Annotated in this window: 10 protein-coding genes; 7 read left to right on the forward strand and 3 right to left on the reverse strand. The window is 54.5% G+C overall.

What is annotated here, in order from left to right; translation table 11 throughout:
* Window positions 1-68 (forward strand): hypothetical protein (locus ACMWL8_RS10675; RefSeq protein WP_240516136.1); only part of this gene is annotated, 68 nt, incomplete at its 5' end.
* Between the two features lie 78 nt (window positions 69-146).
* Here the strand turns inward: ACMWL8_RS10675 and mscK are convergent.
* Together mscK and acrR are read right to left on the reverse strand one after the other, a co-directional pair.
* Window positions 147-3,494 (reverse strand): mechanosensitive channel MscK, encoded by a 3,348-nt coding sequence (gene mscK, locus ACMWL8_RS10680; protein WP_045259916.1) that lies wholly within the window; start codon window positions 3,492-3,494, stop codon window positions 147-149.
* 112 nt (window positions 3,495-3,606) lie between these two features.
* Window positions 3,607-4,260: a multidrug efflux transporter transcriptional repressor AcrR gene (gene acrR / locus ACMWL8_RS10685; RefSeq protein WP_023310602.1), complete on the reverse strand. Its 654-nt coding sequence runs from the start codon at window positions 4,258-4,260 to the stop codon at window positions 3,607-3,609.
* Window positions 4,261-4,401: 141 nt separating this feature from the next.
* Between acrR and acrA the strand changes: the two genes are divergently transcribed.
* The 6 genes from acrA to ACMWL8_RS10715 all read left to right on the forward strand — a co-directional run bounded on the left by acrA (window position 4,402) and on the right by ACMWL8_RS10715 (window position 11,239).
* Entirely contained in the window at window positions 4,402-5,595 is a 1,194-nt protein-coding gene (gene acrA, locus ACMWL8_RS10690) for a multidrug efflux RND transporter periplasmic adaptor subunit AcrA (RefSeq protein WP_028012190.1), read from the forward strand.
* A gap of 22 nt (window positions 5,596-5,617) precedes the next feature.
* Window positions 5,618-8,764: a multidrug efflux RND transporter permease subunit AcrB gene (gene acrB / locus ACMWL8_RS10695; protein WP_414751584.1), complete on the forward strand. Its 3,147-nt coding sequence runs from the start codon at window positions 5,618-5,620 to the stop codon at window positions 8,762-8,764.
* Window positions 8,765-9,273: 509 nt separating this feature from the next.
* Window positions 9,274-9,648: an Hha toxicity modulator TomB gene (gene tomB, locus ACMWL8_RS10700; RefSeq protein ID WP_028012188.1), complete on the forward strand. Its 375-nt coding sequence runs from the start codon at window positions 9,274-9,276 to the stop codon at window positions 9,646-9,648.
* A gap of 27 nt (window positions 9,649-9,675) precedes the next feature.
* Window positions 9,676-9,894, forward strand: a complete 219-nt coding sequence (locus ACMWL8_RS10705) for an HHA domain-containing protein (RefSeq protein WP_008499287.1) — start codon at window positions 9,676-9,678, stop codon at window positions 9,892-9,894.
* 209 nt (window positions 9,895-10,103) lie between these two features.
* A complete protein-coding gene (gene maa / locus ACMWL8_RS10710; RefSeq protein WP_028012187.1) occupies window positions 10,104-10,655 on the forward strand; it encodes a maltose O-acetyltransferase in 552 nt (183 codons plus the stop codon).
* Between the two features lie 116 nt (window positions 10,656-10,771).
* Complete coding sequence (locus ACMWL8_RS10715; protein ID WP_045259914.1) at window positions 10,772-11,239, forward strand: YlaC family protein; 468 nt, start codon at window positions 10,772-10,774, stop codon at window positions 11,237-11,239.
* On the opposite strand, the gene ACMWL8_RS10720 is transcribed toward ACMWL8_RS10715, so the two are convergent.
* Complete coding sequence (locus ACMWL8_RS10720; protein ID WP_045259913.1) at window positions 11,211-12,671, reverse strand: PLP-dependent aminotransferase family protein; 1,461 nt, start codon at window positions 12,669-12,671, stop codon at window positions 11,211-11,213. The genes ACMWL8_RS10715 and ACMWL8_RS10720 overlap by 29 nt on opposite strands.
* Window positions 12,672-12,755 lie beyond the last annotated feature (84 nt).

Here is a 12,755-nt window from a genome sequence, read left to right on the forward strand (position 1 = left end):
GGTACAGCACGAAAGTGGGGGTGATCGACCTGAAGAAAAAGTCGATCACCATGGGTAAAGGATGTTAAAAAGTGTTCACCATGTCCCCGAACACCTGTCTACCATGTCCCCGGACTGTACACTCCCCGTGGGAGAGGGAAAATAGATTAAGCCGGAGTCGGGTCGTCGCCCTTAATGTCGCGCTTCACTTCCGTATGCTCATCACCTTTCTCGTTACGCAGGTGAACCTCAAGCTGGTTGAAGGCGATATTAATATCGTTTTCACGGCACAGGCGATCGATAGAGCGGTTAAGCTCATCCACCGTGTAGCTGCGGTCGCGCAGCTCGCGCACGTATAAACGCAGCTCGTGATCCAGCGTACTCGGCCCAAAGGTGGTGAAGAACACAGCCGGGGCAGGATCGTGCATCACTTTCGGATGCTCAGACGCCGCCTTCAGCAGCACCTCTTTCACCTTATCCAGATCCGATCCATAGGCTACGCCCAGGCGGATCACCACGCGCGTCACCGTATCCGAGAGCGACCAGTTGATCAGACGCTCGGTCACGAACGCTTTGTTCGGGATGATCACCTCTTTGCGATCGAAGTCGGTGATGGTGGTCGCACGAATTCGGATCTTGCTGACGGTCCCGGAGAACGTGCCGATGGTGACGGTATCGCCGATACGCACCGGACGTTCGAAGAGGATAATCAGGCCGGAGACAAAGTTACCGAAGATCTCCTGCAGGCCAAAACCAAGACCGACCGAGAGGGCCGCCGCCAGCCACTGCAGTTTATCCCACGAGACGCCCAGCGAGCCGAATACCGTCATCGCCCCGACGATAATGATGACGTAATTCAGGATGGTGGTGATGGCGTAAGACGCCCCCTGGCGCAGGTTCAGCCTTGAGAGCACCAGCACTTCCAGCAGACCCGGCAGGTTACGAATCAGCGCCCAGGCCACCACCGACGACACCAGCGCAAACAGCAGGCTGCCCATGGTGACGCTTTTCATCACCGCCGCGCCGGCTTCGGTACCGTTGTACTGCCAGAGGGTAATGCTGTCGAGATAGGCGAAGACGGTAATTAAATCAGACCAGATCGCCCAGAACATCACCGCAAACAGCGCGATCATCACCAGCATGGTGATACGCAGCGTCTGCTGGTTAACCTGCTCCAGCGCGATGGTCGGCTCTTCCTGCGGCTCCGCGCCTTCGGCCCCCTCTTTCACCTGATGCTGACGACGCGCAATGGCACGACGGTAAGCAATGCGGCGGGCCGCGACGCTTAAGCCGCGCAGCACGGTCTGATAGAGCAGGTTCCAGACGATCACCAGATAGACCGTCTCGATCCAGCGCCCGGACAGGCGCAGCGTGGTGTAGAAGTAGCCCGTTGCCGTAAGCACCATCAGCGCCAGCGGAATGATCGCCAGCACCGTCACGGTGGCCAGACGGATATTGTGGGACTCCTTATCGCGCCAGCTGTCGCGGCACATCGGCCACATCAGGATCGCAATCAGCAGCAGGTTGAGCAGAATGACCAGTTGACCCAGCACATCATCCATCAGATGCAGCGGGGAAAGCTCGGAGACTACCGACCAGAAGTGCAGCGGCAGGAGCGCCAGGCTGACGCGCACAATCTGGCGACGCCAGTGGCTGGTCAGCTGAGCCGGCATGTTGAAGTGACGCACCGCCACGCCGTCTTTTTCGAGCACCTTCCAGCACACGCCAAATACCAGCCAGAACAGCGCCAGTTTTTTACTGAACGCCCAGAGCAGATCGCTGACGTTAAGCTGCATCGTGAGCAGGATCAGGCCCACGGCCAGAATAATCAGGCACACCGGCAGCGCGCGAATGAGATCGATCAGAATCGCTTTTGGCGTATGGAGCTGGCTGTCGTTACGCAGTTGCCCCACTTCCGAGGCCAGCTTCGCCTGGTACTGTTTCAGCCATTTCAAACGCCAGCGGATCAGACCGGCAATCAGCAGCAGCGGTAAGCCCGCCAGGAAAGCAATCATTACCGCAGGCCAGGCTTTCTCCCAGTTCACGGTGATTTTCATGCTCTTAATCTGCGTTTTCAGCGTCTCCGGGAAGGACTTAATCCAGTCCCAGTCCATCGGCTTATTGCTGTTCACCCAGAAAATCTGCTGCGTCAAAATCTCCTGCAGGCTTTTTGACACGCTGACCAGCTGCTGCTGGTTGATCTGCAGGTTAATTGCCATCATCAGCTGGTTGCCCAGCTGTTTATTGAGCTGGTCCAGCAATTCACGGCGCATATCCACCACCTGGAGCAGCGCGTCATGTACTTCCGGGTTTACGTCACTGGAGTGCCCCTCTTCAATTTTGGCGACGAAGGCATCACTCTGGAAAAGGGCATCGCGCTGCTGGTTGACGTCAAACTGCTCCAGACGTAAATCCGCAATGCGGTTGGTCATGTCCTCCAGCTCGTCGGCAGACGGCAGCGTCTGCTGCTGCTGGTAGAGAATACGCGACAGCAGGAGGCTGCCCTTCAGAACCGCGATCTGCTCTTTAATGTTGCGTTCCGCCTGCAGCGCGCGATCCAGCCAGTTCTTCACTTTGATATTTTGCTGAACCAGCGAGTTGCCGCTTTCCGTCGCCAGTATCAGGCGCTGGCTGAGCTGGTGGTTAGCTTCAAGCTCCTGTTTCACCAGCGGGTTGGCCTGAATGCGGGCAGTTTCGTCCGGCGAGACGGCTTCCTGAGCGGTTTTTTCCGTCAGGGTCAGGCGTTTGCTGTTTACCGCCTCTTGCAACAGCTGAAGCTGATGCTCCAGACGATTAATATTCGCCGTCACGTAATCACGCTGCTTCTGGAGCGTGTCCTGCAGCACCGTATTCCCTTCCAGGCTTTTACGCTGCTGTTCAATTTGCGCATTGAGCAGCGACTGCTGAACCAGCAGCAGGGTTTGCTGGGTCGGGCGCAGCGTGCCCTCCCCTACCGTCGTGCCGTTCAGGCGGTTGCGGATCTGCTGCAGCTGCTGAGACGCGGCGTACATCGCGTTTTGCACGCGCTCGGGCTGGGTTTGCAGGGAGACGAGCTGACTGTTGTAGGTCGCGAGGTCAGACTGTGCGGTTTGCAGATCGTCGAGCAATTGCGCGACGCGCGATTCCAGCTGGCGTAAGGAGAGCGTGGAGAGCGTTTTGCGCGTTTCATCGTCGTTATCGACGTCGCTTAGTGCGCTTAGCGCTTCCGTGGCCTTACGCATGTTCTCCGGCGCCTGCGCCACCTTCTGACGAAGCTGGGTGGTTTCAGCTTTAACGCGCTCAATCTTATCAATGTTTTCCAGCGTTTCCGTCAGATCCTGCTGGGTGAGTTTCTCCTGAGGAGAGAGCTCTTTTTGTTTGTTCAGGGTGTCGAGCTGCGACTGAATTTCACTGCGCGAGGGAATATCAGTGCTGTTGTCTGCGCGGGCCCAGGAAAGCGGCGCGGTGGAGAAGAAAAACAGCATAGCAAAGAGCAATGCAAATACAGGATGTTGCGAGCGATTGATGGGCAGCATAGTTGTGAATGATGTCAGCAGATGACCGAAAATAGTCCGGCGTGAAGAATATCACGCTCGTCGGAAGCAGAATAGCGAGAACGTAAGCCTCTGAGATAAATCCTGGAAGGGCTCAGGCCGTGAGCGAAGGCGCGTCGCTGCGCAGCGTCGGGCAGAGCTGTAGCATTTCCAGTAAAATCGCCACGTAGCTGCGGGCTTCCTCTTTGAGGTCAAAGGATTGCGGCGCAAAAAGCCAGTTTTCCATCAGACCTGAAATGTAGCTGCGCATCAGGATGGCCGCCCGGCGGGTGAGTAAATTGGCCGGTAACAGCTTTGCCTGCATACACAGGTTCAGGTTCTGTTCGATACGATCGTAGCTCTCGAGGCTGAGGCTGCGCTGCGCTTGTTGCACCACCGCCATCTCGCCCACGAACTCACATTTATGAAAGATAATTTCCATCATTAATCTGCGACGCTCTTCAACTACCGTTGCTTCAAGGATATATACTAATATTTCTCTTAATACTGAGAGTGGATCGTCAGGGAATTTTGCCCGATACTCACTCTCGAGATCGCTAATGCTGGACTCTGAAAGCTCCCAGATTTCACTGAACAGATCTGACTTGTCTTTAAAATGCCAGTAAATCGCTCCCCGCGTCACACCGGCAGCCTGAGCAATTTGCGCCAGCGAGGTAGAAGAAACACCCTGCTGAGAGAACAAACGTATTGCCACATCCAGAATGTGTTGTCGGGTTTCCAGCGCTTGTTGTTTAGTTTTTCGTGCCATAGGTGGGTGAATTTACAGGAGTCAGATTTACATACATTTGTGAATGTATGTACCATAGCATGACGATAATATAAACGCAGCAATGGGTTTTTAGACTCAGGACCCTTGATCAATTTGAAATCGGACACTCGAGGTTTACATATGAACAAAAACAGAGGGTTAACGCCTCTGGCGGTCGTTCTGATGCTCTCAGGCAGCTTAGCGCTTACAGGATGTGACGACAAACCGGCTCAACAAGGAGCTCAGCAGGCGCCAGAAGTCGGCGTTGTGACACTCAAATCTGAACCTCTGCAGATCACCACAGAATTACCAGGCCGTACAAACGCTTACCGCATTGCGGAAGTGCGTCCTCAGGTTAGCGGCATTATCCTGAAACGTAACTTTACCGAAGGCGGCGATGTGAAGGCCGGTGAGTCTCTGTATCAGATTGATCCCGCGACCTATCAGGCTTCTTATGAAAGCGCGAAAGGTGACCTGGCTAAAGCACAAGCGGCGGCAAAAATCGCTCAGCTGACGCTGAACCGCTATCAGAAACTGCTCGGCACGAAGTACATCAGTCAACAGGATTACGATACCGCGCTGGCAGATGCCCAGCAGGCTAACGCGGCCGTGGTAGCAGCCAAAGCGGCTGTCGAAACTGCACGCATTAACCTGGCCTATACCAAAGTGACCTCCCCTATCAGCGGTCGTATTGGTAAATCTGCCGTGACGGAAGGGGCGCTGGTGCAGAACGGGCAGACCACTGCGCTGGCTACCGTGCAGCAGCTTGATCCGATCTACGTTGACGTGACGCAGTCCAGCAACGATTTCCTGCGCCTGAAACAGGAGCTGGCTAACGGCACCCTGAAACAGGAAAACGGCAAAGCCAAAGTGGAGCTGGTTACCAACGACGGTATCAAGTTCCCGCAGGAAGGTACTCTGGAATTCTCTGATGTGACGGTCGACCAGACCACCGGTTCCATCACCTTACGTGCGATTTTCCCGAACCCTGACAAAAATCTGCTGCCAGGTATGTTCGTTCGCGCGCGTCTGGAAGAAGGAACGAATCCAACCGCACTTCTTGTTCCGCAGCAGGGTGTGACCCGTACGCCACGCGGCGATGCGAGCGCACTGGTTGTTGGGGCAGATAACAAAGTCGAAACGCGCAATATCACCGCCACGCAGGCGATTGGCGATAAATGGCTGGTGACGGAAGGTCTGAAAGATGGCGATCGCGTGATTGTTACTGGTTTGCAAAAAGTACGTCCTGGCGCGCAGGTAAAAGCACAGGAAGTGACATCTGACGATAAACAACAAGCTTCGGCCGCAGGCCAGTCAGAACAAACCAAGTCTTAACTTAAACAGGAGCCGTTAAGACATGCCTAATTTCTTTATCGATCGCCCCATATTTGCGTGGGTGATCGCCATTATCATCATGCTGGCCGGGGGACTTGCGATCCTGAAGCTGCCTGTTGCGCAATATCCAACGATTGCGCCACCGGCGGTAACGATCTCCGCAACCTACCCGGGGGCTGATGCGAAAACGGTGCAGGATACCGTGACTCAGGTTATCGAACAGAACATGAACGGTATCGATAACCTGATGTACATGTCCTCAAACAGTGACTCCACCGGTACGGTTCAGATCACCCTGACCTTTGAATCCGGTACGGATGCGGACATTGCGCAGGTTCAGGTGCAGAACAAACTGCAGCTGGCAATGCCTCTTCTGCCGCAGGAAGTGCAACAGCAGGGTGTGAGCGTCGAGAAATCGTCCAGCAGCTTCCTGATGGTTGTCGGCGTTATTAACACCAACGGCACCATGACGCAGGAGGATATTTCCGACTACGTGGGCGCCAACATGAAGGACGCCATCAGCCGTACGTCCGGTGTGGGTGACGTTCAGCTGTTCGGTTCCCAGTACGCGATGCGTATCTGGATGGATCCGAACAAACTGAACAACTTCCAGCTGACGCCGGTTGACGTGATTAACGCGATTAAAGCGCAGAACGCCCAGGTGGCAGCCGGTCAGTTAGGCGGTACGCCGCCGGTGAAAGGCCAGCAGCTTAACGCGTCCATTATCGCGCAAACCCGTCTGACCTCCGCCGATGAGTTCAGCAAAATTCTGCTGAAGGTGAACCAGGACGGTTCGCAGGTTCGTCTGCGCGACGTGGCCAGGGTTGAGCTGGGTGGTGAGAACTACGACATCATCGCGAAGTTTAACGGTAAACCGGCGTCCGGTCTGGGTATCAAACTGGCGACAGGCGCGAACGCCCTGGACACCGCGACGGCGATCCGTGCGGAACTGAAGAAGATGGAACCGTTCTTCCCGTCAGGCCTGAAAATCGTTTATCCGTATGACACTACGCCGTTCGTTAAAATTTCGATTCACGAAGTGGTTAAAACGCTGGTAGAAGCGATCATCCTGGTGTTCCTGGTGATGTATCTGTTCCTGCAAAACTTCCGCGCGACGCTGATCCCAACCATCGCCGTGCCGGTCGTTCTGCTGGGGACCTTTGCCATCCTTGCAGCCTTTGGGTTCTCGATAAACACCCTGACGATGTTCGGGATGGTGCTCGCCATCGGCCTGCTGGTGGATGACGCCATCGTGGTGGTAGAGAACGTCGAGCGCGTGATGGCGGAAGAAGGTTTGCCGCCGAAGGAAGCCACCCGTAAATCTATGGGCCAGATCCAGGGCGCGCTGGTCGGTATTGCGATGGTGCTGTCCGCGGTATTTATCCCGATGGCCTTCTTCGGGGGCTCTACGGGTGCGATTTACCGCCAGTTCTCCATTACCATCGTCTCCGCGATGGCGCTGTCGGTACTGGTAGCGTTAATCCTGACGCCAGCGCTGTGTGCCACCATGCTGAAGCCGGTTCAGAAAGGCGGTCACGGCGAGCATAAAGGGTTCTTCGGCTGGTTTAACCGCATGTTTGATAAGAGCGCGCACCACTACACCGACAGCGTGGGTAATATCCTGCGCAGCACCGGTCGTTATCTGCTGCTCTATATCATCATCGTAGTGGGGATGGCGTTCCTGTTCGTTCGTCTGCCAAGCTCGTTCCTGCCAGATGAAGACCAGGGCGTGTTCCTGACGATGGCACAGCTTCCGGCAGGGGCGTCGCAAGAGCGTACCCAGAAGGTGCTGGACGAAGTGACGGACTACTATCTCACCAAAGAGAAAGCGAACGTTGAATCCGTGTTTGCGGTTAACGGCTTTGGCTTTGCGGGTCGTGGTCAGAACACCGGTATCGCCTTCGTTTCTCTGAAAGACTGGGCGGATCGTCCGGGCGATGAGAATAAAGTTGAAGCGATCACGGGCCGTGCCATGGGCACCTTCTCGCAGATTAAAGATGCGATGGTCTTCGCCTTTAACCTGCCAGCGATTGTTGAACTGGGTACGGCGACCGGCTTCGACTTCCAGCTGATCGACCAGGGCGGTCTGGGTCACGAGAAACTGACGCAGGCGCGTAACCAGTTGTTCGGCGAAGTGGCTAAACACCCTGACCTGCTGGTCGGCGTACGTCCAAACGGACTGGAAGATACGCCGCAGTATAAGATCAACATCGATCAGGAAAAAGCGCAGGCGCTGGGCGTGTCCATCAGCGACATCAATACCACGCTGGGCGCGGCATGGGGCGGTAGCTACGTCAACGACTTCGTCGACCGTGGTCGCGTGAAGAAAGTGTACGTCATGTCCGAAGCGCAGTACCGTATGTTGCCGAACGATATTAACAACTGGTACGTTCGCGGCAGCAACGGTCAGATGGTGCCGTTCTCATCCTTCTCAACGTCACACTGGGAATACGGCTCTCCGCGTCTGGAACGTTACAACGGTCTGCCGTCGATGGAAATCCTGGGTCAGGCCGCACCGGGCCGAAGCACCGGTGAAGCCATGAACCTGATGGAAGAGCTGGCCAGAAAACTGCCTGCGGGTATCGGCTATGACTGGACCGGTATGTCCTATCAGGAACGTCTGTCCGGTAACCAGGCCCCTGCCCTGTACGCCATTTCACTGATTGTGGTCTTCCTGTGTCTGGCGGCGCTGTACGAGAGCTGGTCAATTCCGTTCTCCGTTATGCTGGTGGTTCCACTCGGGGTTATTGGTGCGCTGCTTGCGGCAACGTTCCGTGGATTGACCAACGACGTGTACTTCCAGGTAGGCCTGCTGACAACCATTGGCTTGTCGGCGAAGAACGCGATACTTATCGTTGAATTCGCCAAAGATCTGATGGAGAAAGAGGGTAAAGGCCTTATTGAGGCGACGCTGGAAGCGGTGCGTATGCGTCTGCGTCCAATCCTGATGACCTCTCTGGCGTTCATCCTCGGCGTAATGCCGCTGGTTATTAGCTCCGGTGCAGGCTCCGGTGCGCAGAACGCGGTCGGTACAGGTGTAATGGGCGGTATGATCACCGCGACCGTACTGGCTATCTTCTTCGTCCCGGTGTTCTTCGTGGTGGTGCGCCGCCGCTTCAGCCGGAAGAATGAAGATGTTGAGCACAGTCATTCGGTAGAACCTCACTGATACCGGTTTCATATAATAAAAAGGCCGCATTTGCGGCCTTTTTCATTTTCAGAAAAAATCATAAAATAAGCTTATTGAGGTCCTATTTATTTTCTGCCATCTTAAACAGACATATCATAATTAACTGATAACTTAATAGGTGAACTCAGGATTTTTTTAAATCTATTTCCCTGCTTAAGTTGTTAGGAATATTCCTAATTAAAAGTTAAGACAAACGGAACTCCGGATGTGAACTTTTCTTATGGCTGTAAGCTAAGCCAATGAAACGTAAGGAAGCGAAAAAACTATCGTTAATCCTGATAAAAAAGTTCAGTTTCGGATGAACATTTGCGTAGACGCTCGCAGCCTGCGGTTTTATTTGTAATTTTTCGTAATAGCGCGGTGAAATCCAGGAAGGAGTGGCTTATAGTTAGGTTATCAGGAACACAGCGCTCATGTAGCTAAGTCAGATGTATCCATCCCGACAATGATGTTCGGTGAGTAAGAAATCACTCAGAAGGGGATGCGCTATGGACGAGTACTCGCCAAAAAGGCATGATATCGCGCAGTTGAAATTTCTCTGCGAATCCTTGTACCATGACTGCCTTGCCAATCTTGATGAAAGCAACCATGGCTGGGTAAATGACCCAACGTCTGCCATCAATTTACAGTTGAATGAGCTGATAGAGCATATCGCTACCTTCGCACTTAATTATAAAATTAAGTACAATGAAGATAATAAGCTCATTGAGCAAATTGATGAATACCTGGACGACACCTTTATGTTGTTCAGCAGTTACGGCATTAACACTCAGGATTTGCAAAAATGGCGTAAATCGGGAAACCGGCTATTCCGCTGTTTCGTCAACGTGAGCAGAGCTAACCCGGTTAGTCTTTCCTGTTAAAATTATTACAATTACTAAGGTGAATTTATGTCTGATAAACCACTCACAAAAATCGATTATTTGATGCGCTTACGACGTTGTCAGTCAATTGACACCCTTGAACGCGTCATTGAAAAGAATAAATACGAGCTTTCTGATAATGAACTGGCGGTATTTTATTCAGCCGCTGACCATCGCCTTGCAGAGCTAACGATGAATAAGCTGTATGACAAAATCCCTACTTCTGTATGGAAATTTGTCCGTTAATCTTTGAAGTGTGTCTGTAGAGGTTCTACGCCACGTTATAAGCTGTATTCACCTGTCCCGTTATGCTCCCTGCGCGAAAGCCAGGTCTCCGTGTTAAACGCGCTCATCAGCAACAATGTTGTGACTGTGGTCACATCGGCCTTCCGGGAACGTTCCCCTTAACGCCTGTTGCGATTACCCTTCAGGAATAACATCCAGAGAGGTTTCCGATGAGCATAGAAAAACAGAAGATGATTTCAGGTGAACATTACCGCCCTGGTGATGAGACGTTACGCGCCGACCGGCTTCGGGCGCGCCATCTGCTTCACCGCTATAACCACACCGCGCCTGACGAAAAAACAGAACGCCAGAACATTCTGGCGGAACTGCTGGGACAAAGCGAAGGGGCGTATATTGAGCCGAGCTTCCGCTGTGACTATGGATATAACATTTATCTGGGCAAAGACTTTTACGCCAACTTCGATTGCGTAATGCTGGATGTCTGCCCTGTACATATTGGCGACAACTGCATGCTCGCGCCGGGCGTTCATATTTATACGGCCACACATCCGCTGGATGCGCAAGAACGTAACAGCGGAGTGGAGTTTGGTAAGCCCGTCACCATTGGCAATAATGTCTGGATTGGTGGACGTGCGGTCATTAACCCAGGCGTCACCATCGGGGATAATGTGGTTGTGGCTTCCGGTGCCGTCGTGACGAAAGACGTGCCGGCTAACGTCGTCGTAGGCGGCAACCCGGCGAAAATCATCAAAACGCTGTAACGATCCGGGGAGCCAACTGTTATGGTCTTTTAGCGCCCGACTGTTACTTTTTTCAGCCGGATGGCTCCCCTAAAATTGGCAGATACCCTGTATTGTCAACTCTCAAAAGGCCAAAAATGACCGAGATACAGCGCCTGCTTACCGCTACCATCGACGATCTTAACCACCGCGAAAAGCGAGACAATCGCCCGCGCTTTAGCATTAGCTTTATCCGCAAACATCCCGGGCTGTTTGTTGCCATGTATGCCGCCTGGCTGGCGACGCTGATTGTCATGCTGAAGTCCGAAACGCTGGTGGACTCCGTCTGGCTGCTGGTGGTGCTGTTTGTCGTGTTTAACGCCTTTTTCTTTTTCGACGTGAATCCCCGCTACCGTTACGAAGATATCGACGTCCTCGATTTCCGGGTCTGCTACAACGGCGAATGGTACAACACGCGTTTTGTGCCGAATGAGCTTATCGACAGCATCCTGCACTCTCCGGCTGTCGAAGCCGGGCACAAAGAGAAGCTGCAGAAAATGGTCGCAACGAAAGGCCAGCTCTCTTTTTATGATGTTTTTACCCTTTCCCGCCCTGCTGCTGCGTAATTAACGCCTGCAGGCGTCGGATACCCGGCGCAAACTGCGAAGCAGAGGTGTTGCCGTAACCTAAAACCAGGCCGGTTTGCCCCTGCTTCGTCTCCAGGTAATAGCCGCTCAGCGCAGCGGGTGCCAGCTGAAATGCCCTCGCTTTCTCCACCAGCCGCTGGTCGTCGATACCGTCAATCGCCAATGCCAGGTGCATTCCCCCTTCACCGGCAAGAACACGGTGCGGAGTATGAAGCTCTGCGCTCAGCACCTCCCGCAGCTGGCGGTAACGCTTACGATACAGCCGACGCATGGCGGCAAGATGACGGGCATAGTGCCCCTCCTCGATAAACAGCGCCAGGGTGCGCTGTTCTGCGCGATGCCCGCCGCGCAGCAGCGAGCCGATGGCCGGACGCGCTGCTTTCGCCAGCGCTGGCGGTAACACCATGAACCCCATTCGGAGCGACGGAAACAGCGTTTTACTGAACGTCCCCAGATACACAACGGGCGCATTGTTAACCATGCCCAGCATCGCCGGTACGGGCTCGCCGACATAGCGGAACTCGCTGTCATAATCGTCCTCAATGATCCACGCCTTGTGCTGGCGGGCCAGTTCCAGCAGCGCCAGACGCCGCCGCGCGCTGAGCACGCTCCCGTAAGGAAACTGATGCGACGGCGAAGTGAAAACGAGCGCAGGTGAAGGCGCATGCAGCCCTTCCCAGCACATTCCCTCGTCATCCACCGGTATGCCGATCATCGCAAGGCCGGTTTTGACGAAGGCGCTTTTGGCCCCGCTGTAGCCGGGATTTTCCACCCAGGCGACATCCCCTGGCTCGCTTAACAGCATCGTGCACAGATTGACGCCCTCCAGCGCCCCTTCGGTTATCACAATCTGGCTGGCGTCGCAGTCAATGCCGCGAGAAAGCGCAAGGTGACGGGCGATGGCTGCCCGCAGCGACGGCTCACCGGCCGGTTCGCCATAGCCCAGCAGAGCGCTCCCCTCCTCCCGCAGGACGCGATCGTACAATCGCCGCCACAGCGGCAAGGGGAAATAGTTGATGGCGGGCGTTCCCGGCGTAAAGGCCATCACCGGGGTGTCGCGCGGCACAGGCGCAGGCAGCCGGACGACACGTTTTGCCAGACTGACCTCAGGATCGGTCAGAACCCGCGGGCTGGCACGATGGGCGAATTGCGCCACCCGCGTCCCCTGGCGGTTACGCAGCAAATAGCCTTCGAGCGTGAGCTGGTCCAGCGCCGCATTGACGGTGTTCCGTGAAACGGAAAGCTGCTGCGCCAGCGTTCGCGAGCCGGACAGCTGGCTGCCGGACCGAAGCCTTCCGCCCAGTATGGCCTCCCGCAAAGCGAGATAGAGCGCGCGCTGGAGCGTCTCTTCCCCACGCGTTTTAAGCGCAGCATGGAGCAAGGTATAAAGTTCATCGCCCGGTATGTTCATCTCATCTCCTTGTGGTACCACCAAAACATAGCCGAGTGGTTCTTTTTAAGGAACCAGTAATTTTCTAATCTGGAACTCTTCTCA

Origin of the sequence: Enterobacter sp. 04-C-12-SI-ECC, from assembly GCF_047530715.1 — a bacterium.
GTDB lineage: Bacteria > Pseudomonadota > Gammaproteobacteria > Enterobacterales > Enterobacteriaceae > Enterobacter > Enterobacter bugandensis.

Bases quoted from the DNA above. Each gene is read 5' to 3' on its own strand.
- mscK (WP_045259916.1), bottom strand. From the start codon at position 3,494: ATGCTGCCCATCAATCGCTCGCAACATCCTGTATTTGCATTGCTCTTT.
- acrR (WP_023310602.1), bottom strand. From the start codon at position 4,260: ATGGCACGAAAAACTAAACAACAAGCGCTGGAAACCCGACAACACATT.
- acrA (WP_028012190.1), top strand. From the start codon at position 4,402: ATGAACAAAAACAGAGGGTTAACGCCTCTGGCGGTCGTTCTGATGCTC.
- acrB (WP_414751584.1), top strand. From the start codon at position 5,618: ATGCCTAATTTCTTTATCGATCGCCCCATATTTGCGTGGGTGATCGCC.
- tomB (WP_028012188.1), top strand. From the start codon at position 9,274: ATGGACGAGTACTCGCCAAAAAGGCATGATATCGCGCAGTTGAAATTT.
- ACMWL8_RS10705 (WP_008499287.1), top strand. From the start codon at position 9,676: ATGTCTGATAAACCACTCACAAAAATCGATTATTTGATGCGCTTACGA.
- maa (WP_028012187.1), top strand. From the start codon at position 10,104: ATGAGCATAGAAAAACAGAAGATGATTTCAGGTGAACATTACCGCCCT.
- ACMWL8_RS10715 (WP_045259914.1), top strand. From the start codon at position 10,772: ATGACCGAGATACAGCGCCTGCTTACCGCTACCATCGACGATCTTAAC.
- ACMWL8_RS10720 (WP_045259913.1), bottom strand. From the start codon at position 12,671: ATGAACATACCGGGCGATGAACTTTATACCTTGCTCCATGCTGCGCTT.